Annotated in this window: 16 protein-coding genes; 4 read left to right on the top strand and 12 right to left on the bottom strand. The window is 43.4% G+C overall.

What is annotated here, in order from left to right; genetic code table 11:
- Nucleotides 1-111 precede the first annotated feature (111 nt).
- A complete protein-coding gene (locus RBATCC27255_RS09695) occupies nucleotides 112-1578 on the top strand; it encodes a UDP-N-acetylmuramoyl-L-alanyl-D-glutamate--2,6-diaminopimelate ligase (protein WP_101029804.1) in 1467 nt (488 codons plus the stop codon).
- Between the two features lie 77 nt (nucleotides 1579-1655).
- On the opposite strand, the gene ymfI is transcribed toward RBATCC27255_RS09695, so the two are convergent.
- The 8 genes from ymfI to RBATCC27255_RS09655 form a co-directional block, all read right to left on the bottom strand.
- The gene (ymfI, locus tag RBATCC27255_RS09690) at nucleotides 1656-2393 is read right to left on the bottom strand and encodes an elongation factor P 5-aminopentanone reductase (RefSeq protein ID WP_101029837.1); all 738 of its coding nucleotides are present in this window, start codon (nucleotides 2391-2393) and stop codon (nucleotides 1656-1658) included.
- Between the two features lie 172 nt (nucleotides 2394-2565).
- Complete coding sequence (locus tag RBATCC27255_RS09685; protein ID WP_101029803.1) at nucleotides 2566-4257, bottom strand: glutamine--tRNA ligase/YqeY domain fusion protein; 1692 nt, start codon at nucleotides 4255-4257, stop codon at nucleotides 2566-2568.
- A 25-nt stretch (nucleotides 4258-4282) separates the two neighbouring features.
- The gene (gltX, locus tag RBATCC27255_RS09680) at nucleotides 4283-5740 is read right to left on the bottom strand and encodes a glutamate--tRNA ligase (protein ID WP_101029802.1); all 1458 of its coding nucleotides are present in this window, start codon (nucleotides 5738-5740) and stop codon (nucleotides 4283-4285) included.
- A 143-nt stretch (nucleotides 5741-5883) separates the two neighbouring features.
- Nucleotides 5884-6690: a hypothetical protein gene (locus RBATCC27255_RS09675; protein ID WP_101029801.1), complete on the bottom strand. Its 807-nt coding sequence runs from the start codon at nucleotides 6688-6690 to the stop codon at nucleotides 5884-5886.
- Between the two features lie 383 nt (nucleotides 6691-7073).
- Nucleotides 7074-7934: a helix-turn-helix domain-containing protein gene (locus RBATCC27255_RS09670; protein ID WP_101029800.1), complete on the bottom strand. Its 861-nt coding sequence runs from the start codon at nucleotides 7932-7934 to the stop codon at nucleotides 7074-7076.
- A gap of 313 nt (nucleotides 7935-8247) precedes the next feature.
- Nucleotides 8248-9198: a helix-turn-helix transcriptional regulator gene (locus tag RBATCC27255_RS09665; RefSeq protein ID WP_242958643.1), complete on the bottom strand. Its 951-nt coding sequence runs from the start codon at nucleotides 9196-9198 to the stop codon at nucleotides 8248-8250.
- A 315-nt stretch (nucleotides 9199-9513) separates the two neighbouring features.
- Entirely contained in the window at nucleotides 9514-10863 is a 1350-nt protein-coding gene (locus tag RBATCC27255_RS09660; protein ID WP_101029798.1) for a serpin family protein, read from the bottom strand.
- On the bottom strand, nucleotides 10860-12002 hold the full coding sequence (locus tag RBATCC27255_RS09655) for an MGDG synthase family glycosyltransferase (RefSeq protein ID WP_101029797.1): 1143 nt from the start codon (nucleotides 12000-12002) through the stop codon (nucleotides 10860-10862). Before RBATCC27255_RS09655 ends, RBATCC27255_RS09660 begins: the two co-directional genes overlap by 4 nt.
- A gap of 400 nt (nucleotides 12003-12402) precedes the next feature.
- On the opposite strand from RBATCC27255_RS09655, the gene RBATCC27255_RS09650 reads away from it, so the two are divergent.
- The 3 genes from RBATCC27255_RS09650 to RBATCC27255_RS09640 all read left to right on the top strand — a co-directional run bounded on the left by RBATCC27255_RS09650 (nucleotide 12403) and on the right by RBATCC27255_RS09640 (nucleotide 15909).
- On the top strand, nucleotides 12403-14127 hold the full coding sequence (locus RBATCC27255_RS09650) for a VanW family protein (RefSeq protein ID WP_101029796.1): 1725 nt from the start codon (nucleotides 12403-12405) through the stop codon (nucleotides 14125-14127).
- 78 nt (nucleotides 14128-14205) lie between these two features.
- Nucleotides 14206-15216, top strand: coding sequence for a stage V sporulation protein AD (locus RBATCC27255_RS09645; RefSeq protein ID WP_101029795.1), 1011 nt, complete (start codon nucleotides 14206-14208; stop codon nucleotides 15214-15216).
- An 87-nt stretch (nucleotides 15217-15303) separates the two neighbouring features.
- Nucleotides 15304-15909 carry a phosphatase PAP2 family protein gene (locus RBATCC27255_RS09640; RefSeq protein WP_101029794.1) on the top strand — a complete coding sequence of 202 codons (606 nt, stop codon included), beginning with the start codon at nucleotides 15304-15306 and terminating at the stop codon, nucleotides 15907-15909.
- 400 nt (nucleotides 15910-16309) lie between these two features.
- Here the strand turns inward: RBATCC27255_RS09640 and nifJ are convergent, their stop codons facing one another.
- The 4 genes from nifJ to RBATCC27255_RS09615 all read right to left on the bottom strand — a co-directional run bounded on the left by nifJ (nucleotide 16310) and on the right by RBATCC27255_RS09615 (nucleotide 24820).
- Nucleotides 16310-19870 (bottom strand): pyruvate:ferredoxin (flavodoxin) oxidoreductase, encoded by a 3561-nt coding sequence (gene nifJ, locus RBATCC27255_RS09630; RefSeq protein ID WP_101029792.1) that lies wholly within the window; start codon nucleotides 19868-19870, stop codon nucleotides 16310-16312.
- 700 nt (nucleotides 19871-20570) lie between these two features.
- The gene (locus RBATCC27255_RS09625; RefSeq protein WP_101029791.1) at nucleotides 20571-21599 is read right to left on the bottom strand and encodes a sugar-transfer associated ATP-grasp domain-containing protein; all 1029 of its coding nucleotides are present in this window, start codon (nucleotides 21597-21599) and stop codon (nucleotides 20571-20573) included.
- 1 nt (nucleotide 21600) lies between these two features.
- On the bottom strand, nucleotides 21601-22788 hold the full coding sequence (locus RBATCC27255_RS09620; protein ID WP_101029790.1) for an alanine racemase: 1188 nt from the start codon (nucleotides 22786-22788) through the stop codon (nucleotides 21601-21603).
- Nucleotides 22789-23374: 586 nt separating this feature from the next.
- Nucleotides 23375-24820, bottom strand: a complete 1446-nt coding sequence (locus RBATCC27255_RS09615; protein WP_101029789.1) for a TrkH family potassium uptake protein — start codon at nucleotides 24818-24820, stop codon at nucleotides 23375-23377.
- Between the last annotated feature and the right edge of the window lie 7 nt (nucleotides 24821-24827).

The following is a 24827-nucleotide window of genomic DNA, read 5'->3' as shown; positions in this document are numbered from 1 at the left end:
ACACATTAATTTTTTAACATATAGTTGTAATAAGCGCTGACAATTGTTATAATTATAGGGTAACGCAAAACAGAATCCGACCGTGAGTCGGGGAAACGGAGCTGTACGATAATGAAACTTAGAAATCTCCTTGTAAATCTTGAATACACGGTTCAGGGAAATCTTGATACCGAAATTTCGGATATTATCTATGATTCGCGAAGGGTTAAAAAAGGCACGGCCTTTGTGTGCCTTAAGGGCTATACCTCAGACGGACACAGGTACGCAAAGTCAGCCGTTGAAAAAGGTGCGTCGGCACTCGTTATCAGCGACAGCCTCGACTTTGAAGTGCCGAGTGATGTTGCCGTTGTAAAGGTTGATGACACAAGATACGCTCTTTCGCTTATGAGCATTGAATTTTTCGGACATCCCGAGGATGAGCTCTATACGGTTGCAATCACAGGCACAAAGGGCAAAACCACAACAACAGCAATGGTTGCGGAAATTTTTGAACACGCAGGAATCAAGACCGGCACAATCGGAACACTCGGTGTTGTTTACGGCGGAGAAACCCACAAAACCGACAACACAACTCCCGAATCATACATTATTCAGAAATCAATGCGTGATATGATTAACGCCGGCTGCAAGGCTATGGTAATTGAGGCATCGTCAATCGGACTTAAACACAGCCGTCTTGCAGGCATGACTTTTGATGTCGGCATCTTTACAAACTTTTCGGACGACCACATCGGCGGTGTTGAACACAAAGACCTTGCGGAATATCTCTACTGCAAGAGTCTGCTTTTCAGACAATGCAAATTTGCCGCTGCAAATATTGACGATCCCGCATGGAAGGATATCACAAAGGATTTCAAGGGTTCTGTTCTCACCTACGGTTTTGCCGACAATGCGGACTTGAAGGGCAAAAATGCTCATCTTCTCTCCGAAAACGGATTTGTCGGTGTTCACTTTGAAACAGAGGGAATCAAAAATCTTTCTGTTGATGTTGACATTCCCGGCAAATTCAATGCATACAACGCACTTGCGGCAATTTCGGCAGTTTCATTCTTTGACGAAATTGAAGATCAGATGATTATTGACGCTCTCAAGGTTGCCAAGGTCAAGGGCAGAGTTGAGCGTGTGCCTGTTCCCTACAACTACACACTCATCATCGACTACGCACACAACGCACTTTCAATGGAAAATGTACTTGAAACACTTCGCCAATACAATCCGCACAGACTTATTACAATGTTCGGTGCAGGCGGCAACCGTCCGAAAGTTCGCCGTTATGAAATGGGCGAAACCTCGGGCAGACTTTCAGACCTTTCGGTTGTAACGGAAGACAACTCAAGATTTGAAGATGTTATGGACATCATTGAGGACATCAAGACAGGTCTTGCAAAAACCGACGGCAAGTATGTTGTCGTGCCGAACCGCAGAGATGCAATTAAATATTGCATGGACAATGCCGAGGACGGAGATATTATCGTACTTGCAGGCAAAGGTCATGAGGATTATCAGGAAATCAAAGGTGTTAAGTACCATATGGACGAGAGAGAAATCATTGCCGATATTCTCAACGGCAAAAGCTAAACCCATAAACATATAAATACAGTAAAAAATCACGGTCGGAAATCAAATTCCGACCGTTTTTTCATACTCTTATTAAGTTAAATAATCATTCCACCGTTTACACCGACAATCTGTCCCGTGATGAACCTTGCCCTGTCGCTGCAGAGAAACACAGCAGTTTCTGCAATATCATCGGGCATACCGAGCATATTAAGCGGAGTTTCCTCTTTAAGCTCCTGTACGGTCTGCTCATCAAAGCCTTTCATCATATCGGTCATAATCACACCGGGACAAATACAGTTGACACGCACTCCCGACAGACCGACCTCCTTGGCAAGACCTTTGGTAAGTCCGATTACACCCGCCTTTGACGCACTGTAATGTACCTCACAAGACGCACCGACCTGTCCCCACATTGAGCTGATATTGAGAATAACACCGCCGTGGTTTTTAATCATATATCTTTTGAGTGCCTGTTGCGAGCAGTAGAAAACACCGTCAAGGTTAACTCCCGTCATTTTCTTCCATTCATCGGGAGTTATGTCGGTAAACAGCTTTTGCTGTGCAATTCCCGCATTGTTGATAAGCACATCGAGGTTACCGAAACGGCTGTCGATTTTGTCAAACATTTTGCAAACGCTTTCATAATCGGAAACATCTGCCTGAACAGCAAAGGCATTTATGCCGTATTCATTTGTAAGCTTTTCGGCAAGGCTTTCGGCTTTTTCGGAATTTTTCGAGTAATGCAACGCAACATCGCAACCGCATTTTGCAAAAGCGACAGCAGTCTGCGAACCGATTCCGCCGGACGCACCTGTTACAAGTATTTTTTTCATCATATTAATACCCGGTAGGGGCGGTTATCATCCGCCCGTTCGTGTGTATTGCACACGATTGAACACATTGTGTGCAAATTTAAACATATTATTGATTACATCAAAACATATTTAATGAACACAAATTCCTATTAAAGCGGGCGGTCAAAGAAAAGACCGCCCTTTGTTTATTTTACTTCTTAAAACTGTCTTTAAGGCTTACGCTGCGGTTGAATACAAGGTGTTCGGGTGAGCTGTCCTTGTTGTCAATGCAGAAATAGCCGTGGCGCATAAACTGATAGCTTTTCGGAGCCTTTGCACCTGCAATATTCTTTTCAGCCTTACAGCCTGTGAGAACTTCAAGTGAATTTTCGTTAAGATAATCGAGGAAGTTTCTGTCGCCTGTATCGGGGTCCGGAACCGTAAAGAGGTTATCGTAAAGTCTTACTTCCGCATCAAGACAGTTGTTAGCGTCAACCCAATGGATTGTGCCTCTTACCTTTCTGCCGTCGGGAGTATTTCCGCCCTTTGTTTCGGGATCATACTCTGCATAAACCTCAACAACATTGCCGTTTTCATCCTTTTTGCAGCCTGTGCATTTTACGATGTATGCAGACTTGATTCTTACCTCGTTGCCGGGATAAAGGCGCTGATACTTCTTTACGGGTTCTTCCATAAAGTCGGTTTCTTCAATATAAAGCTCACGGCTGAAAGTAACCTTTCTTGTGCCGTCCTCGGGACGGTTCGGGTTGTTCTCAACCTCAAATTCTTCGCTCTGTCCCTCGGGATAGTTTGTAATAACAAGCTTAACAGGCTTTAAAACGCACATTGTACGCTCTGCTGTTTCGTTAAGGTCATCACGCAGACAATGCTCAAGAAAGCCGTATTCAACAATTGAATTAACCTTTGAAACACCAATCTGCTCAATGAACGAACGAATTGACTTTGGTGTGTAACCCCTTCTGCGAAGTCCGCAGAGTGTGGGCATTCTCGGATCGTCCCAGCCGCTTACATAGTTCTTTTCAACGAGTTCACGGAGCTTTCTCTTCGACATTACCGTGTTGTTAATTCCGAGTCTTGCAAATTCAATCTGTCTTGGCTTGCACGGAACGGAAATATTGTTAATTACCCAGTCATAAAGCGGACGGTGAGCCTCAAATTCAAGTGAACAAAGGCTGTGCGTAATGCCCTCAAGAGCATCCTCAATCGGGTGAGCAAAGTCATACATAGGGTAAATGCACCACTTGTCGCCTGTTCTGTGATGCTTGAGTCTGTTAATTCTGTAGATAACAGGATCACGCATATTAAAGTTACCCGACGCAAGGTCAATCTTTGCACGGAGAGTCATTTTGCCGTCCTCAAATTCGCCGTTTTTCATTCTCTCAAACAAATCAAGGCTTTCTTCTATAGGACGGTCACGGTACGGACTCTTTGCAGGAGTCTGTGTGTCGCCTCTGTATTCTCTCACCTTATCGGGAGTAAGCTCACAAACATATGCAAGTCCCTTTTTGATAAGCTCAACGGCAAATTCATACATCTGATCAAAATACTGTGATGCATAGAAAAATCTGTCGTCCCAATCGTAACCGAGCCACTTGATATCCTCTTTGATAGCGTCAATATATTCTACATCTTCCTTTGTAGGGTTGGTATCGTCCATACGAAGATTGCAGATTCCGCCGAAATGCTCGGCAGTACCAAAGTCAATGCAAAGAGCCTTTGCATGACCTATGTGAAGATAGCCGTTCGGTTCGGGAGGAAAACGGGTGTGAACCTTTTTACCCTCAAATCTTCCGCCCTCGGCAGTATCCTCTTTTATAAAATCCCAGATGAAGTTGCCCTGAACGGCAGCGTCACCCTCAACATTCTTTATTTCATCAGCCATTTGCCGTGTACCTCCGTCAGTAGAATTATGCACCGAGCTTTTCAAGACCGATTTCAAGTCTTCTGAGCGACTCTTCTCTTCCGAGAATGTCAAGAATTTCAACAGCACCGCCCGGAGTTACTGTCTTGCCTGCCGCGGCAATTCTTACAGGCCACATAACAGTGCCGTTTTTAAGCTCTTTTTCAACTGCCATATTGATGAGGCAATCGTGAATTGAAGTGTTGTCCCATGTCGGCAGAGCCTTTAATCTTTCGTAGGCCTCACGCAATACAACGGGAGCGTTTTCAAGATTAGTCTTGCTCTTCTTATTTACGAAAAGCTCCTTGTCATATTCGGGAAGTTCTGCAAAGAAACCTAGCATTTCGGGAATATCCGTAAGCTTTGTAGTTCTTTTCTGAAGAATTTCGGCAAACTTCTCAAAAGGCATTTCTCTGTCACCGAAAACTTTCTTATAGTATGGCATACAAACATCCGTAAATTCTTCGGGAGTCATAGCCTTTAAATACTCACCGTTGAACCATGAAAGCTTGTCATAGTCAAAAATTGACGGTGACTTGCTGATACCGCTTACATCAAACTCTTTTTCAAGTTCTGCAAGAGTAAAAATTTCCTGATTATCCTTTGGACACCAGCCGAGAAGTGCAATATAGTTGATGATTGCCTGCGGAAGGTAGCCCTCGTTAATGAGGTCATAGAAGCCTGTTGCACCGTGACGCTTTGAAAGCTTTGAAACATTGCCGTCGGCGTCCTTGCCCATAATGAGCGGAAGGTGGATATATGTCGGAATTTCCCAGCCGAATGCCTCATAAAGAAGATTATATTTCGGTGTGGAGCTTAAATATTCACAACCGCGGACAACATGAGTAATGCCCATTGTGTGGTCGTCAATTACATTTGCAAAGTTGTATGTCGGGTAGCCGTCAGTCTTAATGAGAATCTGATCCTGAAGCTCGCTGTTTTCAACTGTGATTTCACCGAAAACCGCGTCTGTAAAGGTTGTACTGCCCTCAATCGGCATTTTCTGGCGAATTACATAAGGTATACCCTCGGCAAGAAGTCTGTCGATTTCTTCCTGCGGAAGATTGCGGCAATGTCTGTCATAACCGCCGCCAACGCTGTCCTCCTGTAACTTTTCAAGTCTTTCCTTTGTGCAGAAACAACGGTAAGCCTTGCCCTCTTTGATGAGCTGCTCGGCATAAGGAAGGTACATATCCTTTCTTTCGGACTGAACATAAGGACCGAAATCGCCGCCGATATCGGGACCTTCATCGTGTTTAAGTCCTGCAAGCTTCATTGTATCGTATATAACATCAACCGCACCCTCAACAAGGCGTTCACGGTCGGTATCTTCAATTCTGAGAACAAATTTACCGTTTTGTGATTTTGCAACGAGGTACTCATAAAGAGCAGTACGCAGGTTGCCGACATGCATAAAACCTGTCGGGCTTGGTGCATATCGTGTACGGACAGTTTTTTCAGCCATAATAATATCCCTCCGAAACTTATGTTTTAGTGTGCCGATCGGCGCATTTTTCACCCACAGCACAATTGCCACATATATACGGCTTATTATATCATATTTTTCACACTGTTTCAAGTCTGTATGGGTGCAGTCAACAGCCTCCGTCAATATCCCCATCTGTCAAAAAATCTGACGGTCTGATATGTCAAAATATAGTTCTGGCTTTCATGGAAGGCACTTTGAACCATATCGGGATTATACATATACATAATGCGGTGCTGAACCGCGTCTTTGTTCTCATCAAAAATATAACTTACCGCCTGAATACAAGCCTCGTTAGTACCGATTTTGGTACTGCCTGTGTAATGACAGTTTTTAATTACCGATTCAACAGTCGGGTAGCCGTCAAAGCACATTGCGTCCTTTACAGACTGTGCAATAAGCGCCGCACCGATAAAACCTCCCGAGCCGAACTCACCCATACAGAGCCTTTCAAGCAAATCTCTGTCCTCATCTGTTAGAGTAACCTTTGCACATTCATAGGTTTTGTCCGGATTATCAATCGCAACAAGATAACCTGCGTCCCATTGTGACTGATAGTCAACAGGTTCTTTGGGCGGAATTGCGGTTGCAAACGGAACCGTTGCCGCCTCAGTAGTAATTGGCTGAGTTGTAGCCTTGGCAGCCTTTGTTGCTTTAGTCGCTTTGGTCGCCTTGGTGGCTTTTGTTGCCGGCTGAGTTACAGCCTTTGGCTTTGCTGTGGTTGTTTCAACGGGAACTGTTGCAGGAACCGCCGTTGTAGGCATAATCCTCTGAATATTTGGATTAACCCTTGCCATTGCCGACTCTCTTGGAGTTTCGCCTGCATTAAGCGTTCCGTTTGAGCAGACAAACTGCAGTACTACCAAAACGGAAATCACAACAAGAACAACCGACAAAACTTTGTTGACATTTTTATTAAAAAACTTCATCGTTTCACCGCCGTTTAATACTTCTAAACACAAACAATTTATGTGCAGTAAATATTACACACGCCTTAATTATACCACTGTACACGGTTGTTTTCAACTTGGGAACTCTACAAAAATGGACTGCCTTTTTTAAACAATACTACCGAAGAAGGTAAAATATTACCTATAAAGCAAAAGGGGGAGCGCGAAAAACAGCCCAACAAAAGCAAGAAAGCACATAATCGAAAACGATGACGGTTATGTGCCTTTTTGCGGTTTATTTATATATATTCTTATGTTTAAATTTTATAAATTCGCCGTGCTTCGCAAAATAAGTCAGGCTGTGAAGAAATGAAGCTTAAGACTTCGTTCTTCGCAGCCCTTTTTACTGTAAAAATATCTGTTTATACTGACTGTTTCTCAGCTCTTCTGTACTTTGACGGTGTTGTATCGTAGTACATTTTGAATGCTCTGTTGAAATTTGAGATGTTGTTAAAGCCCGACATTCCTGCAATTTCTATGACGGGAGTGTCTGTTGTTGTAAGAAGCATTGCCGCTCTTGTGAGTCTAAGCTCATTGAGGTAGTTTACAAATGTTGTATTCATAAGCTCCTTGAAGAGGTGTGATACATAGTAACGGCTAAGACCTGTTGTCTGTGCTATTGTATCAAGAGTGATACTGTCGCAGAAATTGTTGTTGATATACTCTGTAATTCTGCGAAGAGCACGGTACTTTTTGCCCTGAGCTTCAACATCACAAATTTTCACAAGACCGGATGAGAAAAGAATGTAGAAAATATCGTACATTTTGCCGTGAACAAGAATCTGAAAATACTCATGCTTTTCATTCTCGGCAGTAATAACTGTGTTAATATCGTCAATAAGGTTGTTGTAACGGTAGTCGCCCCTCGGAATCTTTGCAAAGTGAGTACAGTTGCCTGTTACAAGACCTCTGATGAGGCTCTGCGGAATAAATTCCTGAGTAAGTGACGCGGGATTTGAAAGGTTGAGAAGGACAACCTCAACCCTTGCGTTGCCTGTGTTGTTTATCTTATATCTCTGATTAGGTGAAATAAAGTAAATGTCGCCTGTTGAGAGCGAATAAGTGTCAGCACCCATTTCAACGGTCATATAGCCGTCCCTTACAACAGCCACAAGAACCTCGTTGTGAACATTCCACATATTGCTGTCAATAATCATTTCACCGCAGACTACTCTGTAAGCTGAACTGGATGCGGTTGCCGAACGCAAGAAATCAAAATTCATAATAATAACCCCGATTCTAAAAAATTATGTCTTCAAACATTTTGTGTCTGAAAACAACACAAATAATCACTGCAACAATATAATAGACTTTATGCACAATAAAGTCAATAATTACGACAAATGAGCAAAAAATAAATGTATAAACTGCAATTAGTGCAAATTTTAAATATTCCGCTGTCTGCTGTATGTTAATTGATTTTTTATTCTACGCAATAATGTATCAATTTTTCTACTGATAATTGTTATGATTGTTTCCGAATCAGACATTATTATTTAACGATTTTAATATGAAATGTTGCCAATCATACGGCAATTAAAATGATTCATTTACATTTTCAAGCTGTTTTTTAAATTCATCAACAACATTTTGCGGTGATATAATTCTGACCTTTCCGCCAAGACCGAATACCCAAGCGTAGAACTGTTTGCTTGTCATAATATCAACCGATACACCGAATGTTGTGTCGCTTTCCTTTGTAACAAAAATATCTCTGCCGAACCTGTCAACAATAACACCTATGCAATCATTGTCAACCGACAGCTTAACCGTAGCTTTTTCACCGCCGAACATTGAAAAAACGCCCTTTGAATAATCTGCAGGATCAAATTTTTCAAAGGTCTTTCCCCCGTCACGCTCATCGTCAAGCACCTCAATATCGTCCATTTTGTCAACACGGTAATGCTTTATACTGTCGGCACAGGTGTCATAGGCAATGAGATAGTAATTCTCATCATCCCAGCACAGCGCCCACGGTGATGCCGTGTATCCGCCGTCCCTGATTTTTTCGCGCTTAACAATTCGCTCCGTTCCCGAAAAATCGAGTTCCCAACGGTAGTATTTGAACGAGATTTTGCGGTTGAGTGCTATTGCATTCTGAATTTTGTCAACCGAATAATAAATTCGTTCGTTCATGGTTTTGACTCGGTTTGAAATAACCACCTGACGCTGCAGCTCCTTGCCCTCATAAACACTGGCAAGGCCCTCAATCTTGTGAATCAGCGAAAAGCTCTTTTTCTCGGTGATAAACTTTGAGCTTTGAATTGCGTCAACAAGAAGTTTTAATTCGGGAAGTTCAAAATCTCTGCTTCCGACATAATATTTCACGGTTGAGGATTTTGTTTTACAAATATCCATACCGAACTTTTCAAGCACCTGCAAATCGTCGTAAAGACTTTTTCGCTCGGCCTGTATTCCGTAGGACGCAAGCTCCGCGAGTATTTCGCTTGAGGTCAAGCCGTGGTTTTCGTCTGTTTTTTCAAGCATAATTTTGCGCAGATACAAGAGCTTTTGTTTTTGCATTGGATTTCTCGACACGATACCGTCCCCCTTTAAAAGATTAACAATATGTGTTCATTATATCAAATTTTCAATTCAAATTCCATATGCTTTTGAATATTTTTTACAATTATCACTTTTTAAAAATGATTGTAATACCGTATAAGAGAATACGGCTCACACAAACGGTCTGCGGCTTTCGTAAAAAACAAACGGTCGGGCAACCTTGCTTTGCGTTTTGCAAACTGTCTGCCCGACCATAACTTTTAACTATTCACTTTTCACTCTTCACCGCTGACAAAGTCAGCCTGTGTATGTTCCCATATACAACGGGATATCGCTTTCGTTATCGAGGATAACGAACATAAACGGACGGTTAAATTCTACCGTAACATCCGTGTCGGCGAGCTTTTGTATTCTTTTTTCAAGCTCTGCCTTATCGCCGTTTGACTGCATACCGCCGATTCCGCCGGCATTGATTGAGAGCGACGGAGCGATGTCATACATTGCGCTGAACGCAATATCATCGGAACGGCTCAGGTTTTTATAGCTTGAACGGTCAGCCGTGAACGATGAATTGATTCCGCTTTTTTCAACAATCTGCGTTACATCCTCTGCGGATTTGCTTCCGTCAACTGAAAATTCAGGGATTTTTGCCTTGGCTGTTTTGGTTACATCAACGCTGTCAAGCAATGTTGTGTACTCAAGGCTTGTAAAATCGGTTGCGTAATCATCAAGCGAAACACCTTCGTTCGGCATAACAATCATCATTTTCAGAGGCGTCTGCGAAAAATATTTCATAACGGCAGTTGCCTTGTTTGACTTCATATATGTTTCGTTTGAGGTCATATATGTAACCTCTTTTTCACCGTCAGCCGACTTAAACTTGCCCTTTTCAAGGTCGGTCTGTGCATAAGGATTAAGCCATCTGTCACAGATATCTGCCGCAGAAAGCGAAATTACGCTCTGCTTTGCGTCAAGATTTTTAAAAACAGAACCGCTGTTTGTGAAATCGGCATATTTTTTGTCAAGCTTTTTAAGAGCGTCATCGCTTGCATAATCAAAACGCAGAACATCCGTATCATAATAATCCTTTGTTGTCTGCAAAAAGCCTGTCATAATGTCGGCATTGTCATTTGAGATAACTGAGTTTGAGAGCTTTACAAAATTCTTAGCACCGTTCTTTTCCGTATCATTTTCCGAGCTCTGCGAACTTTCGGGGGATTTGTCGGATGATGCGACAGACTGAATGCGGCTTGCAAAATATGACGCGCATTGGTTCATATTTTCAAGCGTCACGCCGCTGCAAAGTGCATTTGTGATTTCCTCCTGAGTATCGCCCGACGCACCGTTAGCCACCGTTTCAAGATTAAGCACCGCATTTGCGGGGCAAAATACATATGAACCGCTTTTGTGACGGTTTCTGAAAAGCCTGAGTTCAAAATCGGTTATTTTTGCGGAATAGGTATCATATGATGACGGGGCGGTGTCGGCACCGTCTGCATAATTGAATGTATCATCGGTTTTGTCGGAGCGTGTGTACTTAAGCGAAAGATTTTCGCTGTCCGAAAATTCATCGGGATTTGAACACGCCGTAAGTACTGTGCCTGCCATAAGAAGGCACAATGCAAAAGAAATTGCTTTTTTCATCATTTGTTATTTCCTCCATCGGATTCATTGCAAAGCTTCTGTGCGAGTCTGAATATTTTTTCAGCCGAATCGGGACGGTGCAGCTCTCTGCACTTTGCCTTCATCTCTTCAAGCTTTTCTGTGTTTTTAACAAGGTTTACGATATCATCTGCACCTGTCTTTTTTTGGAGCATAATTGCCGCGCCCTTGTTGAGTAAAAATTCCGCATTGTCCCGTTCCTGACCGGGAAACGCACTGTAAATTGCCATAGGAAGCGAGCAGGCAAGGCTTTCGGTAACGGTAAGTCCGCCCGGCTTTGTAACAATAAGGTCTGATATGTGCATATAATCTTCAACATTCTTTACAAAGTAGAGAAGCTTGGTGTTGTCCTGCATACCCATTTCTTCAACCAGCTTTTCAAGGTTGGCAAACAGCTTTATGTTTCTGCCTGTGATTACAATAAACTGCATTTCGGAAGCACGCTGTGCAAGGGCTTTGTAAAAACTCAGCACGCTTGTAACGCCGAAAGAACCTGCCATAAGCAGAATTGTAGGCTTGTTCGGGTCAAGTCCTTCACGCTCACAAATTGCCTTTTTGTCAAAAGGCTCTGTAAAGCGGTCAAAAATCGGGATGCCGAGCGGATATATTATGCTCTCGTCAACACCGTATTCATCAATAAGCTTTGTCGCCATATCAGGCTCTGCAAGCACATACGCGTCAACATACGGAACGATATATGTTCTGTGTGCGTCATAGTCTGTTATAAGGCTGATTGCCTTAACATCAATTTTGTGCTGACGGCGCAGCTTTGAAATCATTGTTGTAACAAACGGATGGCACATAATAATCGCGTCGGGCTTGTACTCGTTGATTGTATCAAGCAGCTTTGCCGACATCATTGTGTTTGACTGCATAACAGCCTTGTACATAAGAGTTCTTCTGTCGGTAATTTTGTAAAATTTGCCGTAAACCTTCGGAATCTTTGTTGCCATAAAATGATAACCGTCACAAACGGTTTTATCGTACACCTTTCCGATTGTTTTCATAGCGTCAATAACCTTGACCTTTGTATCGGGGCTTACAGCTTTTATTTTTGATTCAATAGCCGCGGCGGCTCTTTTATGCCCGCCGCCTGTTGAGGCTGTGAATATGATTATTTTCATATCAATCCTCCGTAAACTTAAAATAAGCGCAAAACGGTTTTGCACGCAGACACGCTCAATGTTATTATACTTTTTATCGGCAAGTATTTCAATAGATTATTTTCTCAATTCGGCTGAAAATTGAATAAAATTTTTGCGTATCGGACCTGTGTTTCGTACATTCAAAAAGCCGTCAAATTATTTTGGGCAAAAGAACTTAAATTTATATAAAAAATTTTTCTAAATTTTGTGTTTTCACACTTTATTTTTTCAAAATAATATTGTAAAATAAAGACTGTGCTGTTATATATTACAGCACAGGGTAATTAAAGGAAGTAATGAAAAATATTAGCCGTTGTTAAAAGCTGAATAAATTCGATTTTTAACAGACAATTTTGGGATATATTATGAGGTGAATTTTTTGAACAGGAATTATATGGACGATATTCTTGTTGTTGACGAAGAGTTGGTCGACATCAACCACGGCAGCAACGGCTCATCTAACGGCAAGAAGGGCAGACACTCGGCGGCCAAAGGTGAAAAAAAGAGCAAAAAAAAGCTCGTTGTCATCATTTCCTCTGCCGCAGCGGCGGTAATTGCACTCGGTGTTGCAGGCTTCTGCGTTTTCGGCGGAAATCTTTTCAACAAAGTTGAAGAGGCTGTGGCAGGCGAATTTAAATTTCCCGACGGCACAACCGTTTCGGGTATTTCAATTTCAGGCAAAACATACGATGAGGCGAAAAAGCTTCTCGAAAAGAACGAGGAAAGCTTTGTCAAGCCGCTCAGCATTTCGGTTGATGTGAGCGGAATCATCAGCAATGTGACCGAAAAGGATTTTAAGTATACATATGACATTGAGTCGGTGCTTAATGAAATCAAAGCAAAGGCAACCGACCCGTCTGCGGAAACCGCTTCAACAAGCGGCTCAGCCTACACCGTAACCGCTACGGTAATCCCCGAAAGCGTTGAAGAGGCCGCCAAAAAGGTCGCAAAGAAAAATTACAAGGGAGCTGAAAACGCCTATGTTTCAAAGTTCCACCCTTTTGCGAAAAAGCGTTTTGAATATACAGAGGAAACTCAGGGACAAAAGGTAAACGAAACCGACCTTACAAATCAGTTCAAGGGCGTGTTTGCAAGCGGTGCAAGCGAATACAGAATTATTGCCGATGTTGAAAAAACAGACGCAAAAATCACGGTTGACGATTTGAAGAAAAACATCGTTCTTCTTTCAACATACGAAACAGTTTCAACCAACACGGCAAACGGAACAGAAAATATGCGTGTTTCGCTTAAAGCCTGCAACGGTTCGGTTATCGAACCCGGTGCAACATGGTCATTCAACAAATGCACAGGCAACTCAAACCTTGAATCACTCGGTTACAAACCGGCAGGCGTTATTTCAAACGGCAAATCCGATATCGGCATCGGCGGCGGTATATGCCAGTCCAGTTCAACAATCTACAATGCGGCAGTCAGAGCCAATATGAAGGTTGAGGAACGCTACTGTCACAAGTGGGCATCAAGCTATGTTCCGACAGGTCTTGACGCAACAATCGACTACGGCAACCTTGATCTCAAGCTGTCCAATCCGACAGACTATCAGATGTTCCTTGAATGTAAGGTCGTTGACAGCACTCTTTATGTTTCGTTTTGGGGATGGAAGTCAGATTCCTACGACCTTATTATGACTCGCAACAAGCTCACGGATCGGGGCGGTTCAAGCTATACCGTAAAGGCTTGGAGAGTTTACTACAAGGACGGCAAGGAGGTTGATTCGGAGTCGCTCGGCTCTTCAACCTATGATACGGCAAACGGCTATATTTTTATTGATGCGGCAAACGATCCCCGTGCAAAGTACGGCGATGATGTTAATGTTCCCGATGAAACAGCACCCACAAACAGCAACGACGACAGTTCGGCGGCAAGCTCATCAAGCGTACAGTCATCCTACAGCGAACCGTCGCATTCGAGTTCGAGCAAACCAAGCCAGAGCAAGCCGTCATCATCTTCTTCATCAAGCCATGTAAGCAGCTCGTCAAGCACGCCGAGCAGCTCACCGTCACACTCAAGCTCAGAACCGAAGACAGAGCCGAAGCCTGAACCGGAGCCTGAGCCGACGCACGCAGGATCTGATGTTACAGAATAATTAAAGTGTCTGAAATTTAACAGGCAATAATAAAAAGACTCCCTTTCGCAGATAATAACAGCGGAAGGGAGTTTTTGTATGTTAAAAAGAACAGGAGCGTATACAATAGAATTTGAAAATCAACCTGTTATTGCAGGCTGGGGTTCTGTTGCCGGAAAAAAAGAAGCCGAGGGGCCTCTCAAAAAATACTTTGATAAAATCATTTACGACAGCTACGACGGCTGTGATACCTTTGAACAGGCGGAAAGTATGTTTCAGGGAGAGGCTCTTGAAAAGGCGCTTGAACGGTCAAAAACACACGCAAATGAGGTTGACTGCGTGTTTGCAGGCGACTTGCTCAACCAGTGCATCGGCTCAAGCTTCGGACTTATGAAGTTCGGAATACCGTATCTCGGGCAGTACGGTGCATGCTCTACAATGGCGCAGAGTCTTATTATGGCGGCAGCGGCTGTTGAAAGCGGCGGTGCGGAAATTTCCGCCTGCGTCACCTCATCACATTTCGCCTCGGCGGAACGGCAGTACCGCTTTCCGCTTGAATACGGCGGAGTCCGCACACCTACCGCCCAATGGACAGTTACGGGCGCCGGGAGTTGTATTCTGAAAAGCCTTAAAAAAGGAATCTGCGTTGCAAGAGCGACAGTCGGCAGAATAGTTGACCTCGGTGTAAGCGACGCCAATAACATGGGGGCGGCAATGGCTCCGGCGGCAGCTCAGACCCTTGAATGTTATCTTGAGGATACCAAAACATCGCCCGAGGATTACGATATGATTATCACGGGCGATTTGGGAGAGGTCGGCAGTAAATCGCTTTATGATTTGCTTGAGCGTGACGGAATAAATATCAGAAAACAGCACAACGATTGCGGTCTGATGATTTTTGAACGCTCAAATCAGGATGTTCACTCGGGCGGTTCCGGCTGCGGATGTGCCGCATCGGTGCTTTGCTCAAAAATTATGGACGATTTTCAAAACGGCATTGTTCAAAACATCCTGTTTATGGCAACAGGGGCGCTCATGAGTCCGACATCAAGCGGACAGGGGGCAAATATTCCCTCAATTGCTCATTTGGTTAATATAAAAATAAAGTAAAATTTTTTCAAAATATCTGTTCAAATGAAATTCCATGTGTTATAATGAACCTGTATGAATAATGATAGGATGCCAGAATAGCCTGCAATGCAATTTTATCTTGCGGCAGACAGAGTAAATATACGAATAGGAGTTGCGTTTATGTTTGGCAGGATTCAAAACATCGACAATAGGGTTCTTGACAACATATCCCGAATTCATAAGCCGGCACTAAACAGAATAATGATTACTGCGTCCCGTGCAGGCAATGCCGGGCTGATATGGTGGGCAATTTGTCTGCCTTTCCTTATAAATCCGAGTTGGAGGGCAACAGCCGCTAACTTTATTTTCGGACTTGCTTGGGCTCACCTTATGGGAGAGATTATTATAAAGCATATCGTAAAGCGTGTGCGACCCTGCCACAGCCTTGATGATGACGAACAGCTTATTGACAGACCGAGGTTTTACTCGTTTCCGTCGGGTCACACCACAGCATCGTTTGCAATGGTCGGAGTTGCTCTTCTGCGTTGCAGATTGGTAACCTTTATGCCGATTCTCGCACTCGCACTGCTGATTGCATTTTCAAGAATTTATCTGCGTGTGCATTATCTCACAGATGTTATCGCCGGTATGATTCTCGGCTTAACCTGCGGAATCTGTTCAGTGCTTATCTTTAACACCGTTGTCCCCATATGGTTTCCGGGTGTGTTATAATTCCATGCGGCAATAGCTTTGACAACAATTGTCGGTAAACATTGACAGATAATTAAACAAATCAAACGGCTTAACAATTGCCTTTCTTTTTACGGTAGATTTGAACATTCTCACTGTAAAAAGAAAGGCGATTTTTTTGTACGCTTTTGCGGCATTCGAATAATATCCATCCGTCCTACAAATTTGTACAAGCTCTGCATATCTGCACACGGGCATCTATACTCTCTCATTAACAAAACTATCTTCCCGAAAGGACTGCGGCGGCACACCACCGACATTAATTTTCAATTTTCCATTTTACATTTTCAATTAAAAAGAATCTCCCGAACACGGCAAATGCCATATTCGGGAGAATTTTTTATTTATTCACATATTCACTTTGTACAAGCTTTAGCCAAAATTATTCGGCATCGGGAAGGCTTGCAAGCTTTTCAAGGTGGGCATACTTATCTGCGGCAACCTTTTCAGCCTTTTCAAAGAGTTTTTCTGCTCTTTCGGGGAATGAACGAGTGAGTGAGTTATAACGAACTTCGCCCATGATGAAGTCACGGTATGATGCAGAAGGAGCTTTACCGTCAAGCATAAACGGATTCTTTCCTTCGTCTGCAAGACGAGGATCGTAACGGAAGATATTCCAGTAACCTGCCTCAACAGCCTTTTTCTCCTCAAGCTGAGCAATGCCCATGCCACCCTTGATACCGTGGTTGATACACGGAGCGTAGCAGATTACGAGTGACGGACCGTTGTAGCTTTCAGCCTCAACCATAGCCTTGATAACCTGATTGTTGTCAGCACCCATAGCGCACTGTGCAACATAAACATAGCCGTAGCTCATTGCAATAGCGGCGAGGTCTTTCTTCTTAACAGCCTTACCTGCGGCGGCAAACTGTGCAACCGAACCTACAGGAGTAGCCTTTGAAGCCTGACCGCCTGTGTTAGAATAAACCTCAGTATCGAATACAAGGATATTAACATTTTCGCCTGATGCGATTACATGGTCAAGACCGCCGAAGCCGATATCGTAAGCCCAACCGTCACCGCCGAAGATCCACATTGACTTCTTAGCGAGTTCGTCCTTGTCAACGAGTGTTTTCTTAACAAGTTCGCCAACCTTTGCATCCTCTGTGTTCTTTTCGAGTTCAGCGATAAGAGCATCTGTTGCAGGACGGCTTGAAGTTGAATCTGTTACAGTGTCAAGATAGTTCTGGCAAGCTGTCTTGAGGTCAGCGCTGTCTGTATCCTTCTGAATACCCTCAACATACTCGATAAGTCTGTTGCGGATAGCCTTCTGACCGAGAGCCATACCAAGACCAAACTCTGCGTTATCTTCAAAGAGTGAGTTCTGCCAAGCAGGACCGTAACCCTTCTTATTCTTTGTATAAGGTGTTGCAGGAGCAGATGCACCCCAAATTGATGAACAGCCTGTTGCGTTAGCGATAAACATTCTGTCACCGAAAAGCTGTGTAACAAGCTTTGCATACGGTGTTTCACCGCAGCCTGCGCAAGCGCCTGAGAATTCAAGCAACGGCTGTTTGAACTGACTGCCCTTAACTGTAGTGAACTTGAACTTCTCGTGAACTTCAGGCTTATCTTCAAGTGTGAGAGCGTAGTCAAATACTGCCTGCTTAGGACGCTGTGAGTCGATTGGCTGCATTGTGAGAGCCTTAGCGCCCTTCTTACCCGGACAAACCTGAGCACAAGCGCCGCAACCCGTACAGTCGAGTGTCGAAACTGTCATTACAAAGTTGAGGTCCTTAAGTCCCATCATTGGTAGGCTCTTTGTACCCTCGGGAGCTTTTGCAAGCTCATCGGCTGTCATGGCAACAGGACGGATTACAGCGTGAGGACATACGATTGCACATCTGTTACACTGAATACAGTTTTCAGGATTCCATTCGGGAACATCGACTGCGATACCTCTCTTTTCATAAGCGGCAGAACCGTTAGGAGCAGTACCGTCAACATGATCCATAAATGTTGAAACAGGGAGCTTGTTACCCTTATATGCGTTTACAGGCTTGAGGATTTCGTTTACATACTCAACGAGAGCACCGTTACCCTCTGCCTTGTCGGCAACTGAATTATCAACAGCATTAGCCCAATCAGCAGGAATTTCAACCTTCTTGAGGTCTTCCATACCACGGTCAATAGCGGCGTAGTTCATATCTACGATAGCCTGACCTTTCTTCATGTAGGACTTCTTAGCGGCAGCCTTCATAAGCTCCTTAGCCTTGTCGGCAGGAATGATATCTGCAATCTTGAAGAATGCCGACTGAAGAACTGTGTTGATACGACCGCCAAGACCGATTTCCTTACCGATCTTGATACCGTCAATTGTGTAGAAGTTGATGTGTCTTTCAGCGAGAATCTTCTTCATCTTACCCGGGAGACGCTCGGAAAGCTCTTCTGTGTCCCATGGGCAGTTAAGAAGGAATGAACCGCCTTCTTTAAGGTCATCAACAATATCGTACTTGTCAACATAAGACGGGTTGTGGCAGGCAACGAAGTCTGCCTTTGAAATGTAGTATGTTGACTTAATAGGAGTTTTACCGAAACGAAGGTGAGAAACTGTAAGACCGCCCGACTTCTTTGAGTCATATGCAAAGTAGCCCTGAGCATACATATCGGTGTTATCGCCGATAATCTTGATTGAGTTCTTGTTAGCACCGACAGTACCGTCAGCACCAAGACCCCAGAACTTACAGCTGTGTGTACCCTTCGGAGTTGTATCGGGATTTTCAACAATCGGAAGTGAGAGGTTTGTAACATCATCAACAATGCCGATTGTAAATCTTCTCTTAGGTGTTTCGCTTTCAGCGTTTCTGTAAACAGCGATGATGTCGCCCGGTGTTGTATCCTTTGAACCAAGGCCATATCTGCCTGTGTAAACCTTTACACCTGCAAAGTCTGAACCGTTGATAGCAGCGAGAACATCAAGATAAAGAGGTTCGCCGATTGAACCGGGTTCCTTTGTTCTGTCAAGAACAGAGATTGTCTTAACAGTCTTAGGAAGCTCTCTGAGCATATAGTCGGCAACAAAAGGTCTGTAAAGGTGAACTTTAAGAAGACCGACCTTTTCGCCTGCGGCATTGAGATAATCAACAACTTCTTCTGTACAGTCACAAACAGAACCCATAGCAACGATAACATGCTCTGCGTCCTCTGCACCGTAGTAGTTGAATGGCTTGTAGTCAGTGCCGATTTTAGCATTAACCTTGTCCATGTACTTAACAACAACTTCGGGAACTGCGTCATAATACTTGTTACAAGCTTCTCTTGCCTGGAAGAAGATATCGTCGTTCTGAGCAGTACCTCTTGTTACAGGATGCTCAGGGTTAAGAGCACGACGACGGAAAGCCTCAACTGCATCCCAGTTAAGCATATCGGCGAGGTCTGCGTAATCCCACTCCTCAATCTTCTGAATTTCATGAGAAGTTCTGAAACCGTCAAAGAAATGAAGGAAAGGAACTCTGCCTTCAATAGCTGCAAGGTGAGCAACAGCGGCAAGGTCCATACATTCCTGAGGATTGTTTGAACAAAGCATTGCATAACCTGTCTGACGGCAAGCGTAGATATCTGAGTGGTCACCAAAAATAGAAAGTGCGTGGCTTGTGAGCGCACGGGCTGATACATGAATAACGCCCGGAAGAAGCTCGCCTGCCATCTTGTACATATTCGGAATCATAAGGAGCAGGCCCTGTGATGCTGTATAGGTTGTAGTCAAAGCACCTGCTGCGAGTGAGCCGTGAACAGCACCCGAAGCGCCGCCCTCTGACTGCATTTCCGTTACCTGAACCTGTCTGCCGAAAAGGTTCTTTGCACCCTGTGCCGAGAACTTGTCGGTAAGGTCAGCCATTACGGAAGAAGGTGTAATAGGATAGATAGCCGCAACATCGGTAAACGCATAAGATACATGAGCTACTGCGCTGTTGCCATCCATAGTTTTCATTTTTCTTGCCAATGGAATCGTCCTCCTTTTTAATCAAAGCGGCAAAGGAAATGATGCCGCATAAATTTTCGATACCCTTTAATTACGCACCGTAAATTAACAAACGGTACGGATACTTTGTATCATCTTAATTTTATCACTTAAACACCAATTTGTAAAGTGTTTTACACAAGAAATTCAAAGCAGGATATACATTTTTGTTTCGTTTTTTACAAAAAGTTTTTTATATTTACTTGTTCCTGTCAAGGTACTTTGTTATTGTTTTTTTAAAATTGAAAGTTGAAAATGGAAAATTACGGCGAGCCGCCGTCCCCAATTCGTGAAGACAGTTTGCAATGTAAAAAACATAATTATGCCCGAGCGAAAGTTTTTTAAAATTGAAAGTTGTGGTCGGGCAGACAGTTTGCAAAATGCAAATCATTGTCGCCCGACTGTTTTTGTATATATGAAAGTTGCTTTTAAATGTGGGGCAGATATTATCCTCCCGCTTGATGAAATTTTATGTCCACACACATATATTTTGATATAACATAAACTGTGTATTGCACACGAACGGAAGAACACGGTTCCCACCTGCAAACAAGCACCGGCTTTGCGCCTTTTATAAAATTCAATCCATCACAATTTTTTCTGCTATTACTTAGGGGCTGTGAAGAAATGAAGTTTAAGACTCCGTTCTTCACAGCCCCTTATTATAAAATTCATTGAACAGTCAAAGCTTAATGTTATTCATTTCGTCACCGAGGACATCGGCGATTTCTTTCAGGTGGCCTGTGCGTTTGCCTTTTAGTTTATAGAACTGCAAAAGTCCGTAGCCCGGGTACTCGTTGCCCTCAACCATAACGGGACCGTTCTTTGAAAAGGCGATATCCCAACCGATATATCTCACCTGCGGAATTTTTTCCGCTGCCTCAACAACCATGTCAAGAGCCTCTCGAACGCCTGCAATCTTAACCTCGGAGAACTTTTTGCCTGTCATCGGGTGTTTGTCATAAACATTGCCGTAGTCGTCAATTACATTACTGTCGATTCTGCCGTCTGCATCAAGGCTGAGGTAGAGGTCATTTGTACAGCCGATAACATTCGACTCGTCCTGATTGATACGGAGAGCGTTATTTATTATATGTGCCTTGCCGTCCTTATAGAGCGTAACAACTCGCCATGAATTTACAACGCACGGATTGATTTCGTTGAGGTCATCGCTCTGAACGATTGCCTCCTCAACAAGAAGCTGGCCGTTTGCCTTGAGTTCATCATAAAGCTTGTTGCTGTCCTTCACCTCGGCAACGGTGATTTTTGAAATGCCGTGACCGCCCTCGCCTGTCGGATCTTTTGCAAAAACGGTTTCTCTGCCGTCAAGGAACTTCTTGAAATCTTCCTTACTGCCTGTGCGAAGGTTGATGAAATCTCTTTTGAGATACTTTTTGAAAAGCTCGTCAAAAACAAGCTTGTCACGAAGAAGAACGATATATTCCTCATCGTTGAGATATTCAAGAATTTTGTAGAAAGTCTTTGCCGTAACAAAGGTTTTTTTCTCTTTAGCCGAAAGGTTGATAAAATCGCAACGGAAATAGTCCGTGTAACCTGTGCCTCTGATGAGAAAGTTGCGGATTATGTCGAACTTGATATAAGCCTTTGACTTACCGCTGTTCTTGGCGATAATGTCAATGTGCTTATCCATTCTGCTGTGGTTAATATCTCTGAATTTATTCAAAAGCCATTTGTGTACCGAAACTGCCATCTTACTTCTCCTTTACAGCCTTGCCGTCTTTTACATAAAATCTCGGATTGTTCTTGCCTATATTCACAAGCGCCTCGGCATTGCCCATACCCGAACTTCTGCCGAACATACCAACTGTTATGCCGTCACCGAGGAGTGTTACCTCGTCATCAATTTTTACCGACGAATCAACCTTAACAGCCGTCATATTCATACACATCTCACCGACAACAGGATATTTTTTGCCGTTGATAACAACCTGTCTGTTGTGATTTGCGTGACCGATGCCGTTGTTGTAGCCGACAGGAAGAATTGCAAGAATAATATCCTCATCTGCCGTATATGACGCATTGTAGCCGAACCACTCACCCTTGTTCACCTTTTTAAGCTGAAGAATACGGGTTTTCATCTTCATAGCCGGCTGTAAATCTATCTTTACATCAAAATATGTTTCGCTGATGTTGTACTTCTTAATGAAGTAATTGTTTCGCATTTTGCGGAGTCTGTCCTTCGGCGAATTTGAAAGAGAATCGGGGGCAACATTGTAGCCGTAGATTGCAATGCCCATTCTCACGCCTGTTGTAAAAGGCTGTTTCGGGTGGGTGAGCATTGAAACGGAACTGCCCATATGGACAATCGGGATTTTCTTCAAATCAATAAGCGATGTAAGCTCCTTGAAGTTTCTGACCTGCTCGTCCCAATGGGGATCAAAAATTCCGGCTGTTGCAAAATGCTGATAAATTCCCTCAAGAACAAAATTTGAACCGTTAATCATATCAACGGCAGTTTTAACCTCGTCCTTATCCTTGAAACCGAGGCGGTTAAAGCCTGTATCAATCTGAAGATGAACCTTGAAATTGCAGTCAATGTTCAAATTAAGCAACCTTTTAAGGTAGTCAAGCTCATTCACGGCAATTGTGAGATTAAGCCGCTTTGCCTCCTCAATTCTCGAAAGATGAACCGGGTGCAGGCACAAAAGCGGAGCGTCCTTGTTGACCTTACGAAAGCTTTGAGCCTCCTCAAGAGAGGACACGGCAAAATAGTTAATACCGTTTTTGTACATTTCATTTGCCACTTCCATACCGTGACCGTAACCGTCACCCTTGAGAACGGCAATAAAATATTTGTAGTCGCTGTATTTTTGTGTTATCGCACGGGCATTTGCACCGATTTTGTCAAGGTCAATTTCAACATATGAGTCCAGCATCATAAAGCCTCCGTTAATACACTGTATCTTTAAAATTATAGCATAACAATTCCTCTAAATCAATACTTAAGCCGCACGGCCGGCAGCGTGTCGCTGCACCCAATTCGTGAAGACAGTTTGTAATGTCAAAAACATATTATGCCCGAGCGTTAATTTTAAATTGAAAGTTGAAAATTGAAAATGGAAAATTGTGGTCGGCAGCGTGTCGCTGCACCCAATTCGGGAAGACAGTTTGTAATGTCAAAAACATATTATGCCCGAGCGTTACTTTTAAATTGAAAGTTGAAAATGGGAAATGGAAAATTGTGGTCGGCAGCGTGTCGCTGTACCCAATTCGGGAAGACAGTTTGCAATGTCAAAAACATATTATGCCCGAGCGTTATTTCGTAAGGGCGGATATCATCCTCCCGCACGGCGTGTCGCTGCACCCAATTCGTGTAGATAGTTTGTAAATATCAAAAACATATTATTCCCGAGCATAACATTGCAACCGTTCACACAATTCCACATATAAAAAACAGTCGGGAAGACATTGTTTTGCATTTTGCAAACTGTCTTCCCGATTTTTATTATAATCTTTTCAATTTACTTACGACTTTTTCCACGCTGACGGGGCAAACAGCAACATCAACGGGAACAATTCGAGTCTGCCTGCTAACATATCGAAAATCAAAATAATTTTTGACAAAATACTGAATTCCGAATAGTTGCCGACAGGGCCCACCATTCCAAGACCCGGACCTGTGTTGTTGATATTTGCGGCAACAGCCGTGAAATTCGTCACAAAATCCATCCGGTCAAGCGAAAGCACAAGCCAGCTTAACGCAAAGATTCCGATGTACAGCACAAGGAAAATTGAAGTTGACCTCATAACGTTGTGGTCAATCGTCTTGCCGTCCATTTTAACGGTCTTAACATTTCTCGGATGAATGAGGAGTGAAAACTCCTTTCGTGTTTCCTTAAAGAGCAAAATAACTCTTGAAACCTTAAAGCCGCCGCCTGTACTGCCTGCCATTGCACCGATAAATGTGATAATCATAATCACAGTTTTTGAAAATTCAGGCCAGTTATTAACATCCGTCAAACCAAAACCTGTTGTCGTGATAATTGACGAAACATAGAAAAAGCTCTGGTGAACCGCATCATACGCGCTCGGATAAAGTGACCTGATGTTAAACGCAATCAAGGCTGTTGACAGCACGATAATTCCGAAATAAACCCACAGCTCCTGAATGCGGAAAGCCTGCTTAAACTTCTTCGCAAGAATGAGGATATACACGGAAAAGTTAATTCCGAACAGCATCATAAATACAGCAATAACGGTTTGCAGATAGTTGCTGTATGACGCAATACCTGCGTTGGTAACACCGAAACCGCCCGTACCTGCCGTTGCAAAACTGATGTTAAGTGCGTCAAAAACAGGCATTTTGCCTATAATTAAAAATATAAATTCAAGTGTGGTCAAGCCAAAATAAATTCCGTAGAGCATCATTGCGTAATTTCTCATTTTCGGAACAGCCTTGCCCACAATCGGACCGGGGCTCTCGGCTTTCATAAGGAAAATATTCTGCTGACCGCCGAGCTTCGGGATAATCGCAAGCAAGAACACGATTACGCCCATACCGCCCAACCAATGGAGAAAGCTTCGCCACATAAGCATTCCGTGGCTCAATGCCTCAACATCGGTAAGTATAGTTGAACCTGTTGTTGTAAAGCCCGACACGGTTTCGTAAAAAGCGTCAATAAAACTCGGAATCTCACCGCTCAGCCAGAACGGAAAACATCCTACAAAAGACATAAGAATCCAGCTTAACGCAGTAGCCGCAAAGCCTGCCTTCTGATAAAGCACGGGATTTTTCGGCTTTTTTACTTTTACGGCAAGCAAGCCCAAAAGTGCCGACAAAGCACCTACTCCAAGAAAATAAAGTCCCTCGTGTTCGCCGTATATAAATGAAGTAACGGTTGCAATCTGCATAGCCGCACCCTCGACAATAAGAACCCAGCCGAGGATATACACAATTAATCGTTTATTCATTATGCTC

This window comes from Ruminococcus bromii, assembly GCF_002834225.1.
Lineage (GTDB): Bacteria > Bacillota > Clostridia > Oscillospirales > Acutalibacteraceae > Ruminococcoides > Ruminococcoides bromii.
The sequence above is the reverse complement of the archived record's forward strand: the minus strand, read 5'-3'. Positions and strand labels throughout refer to the sequence as shown.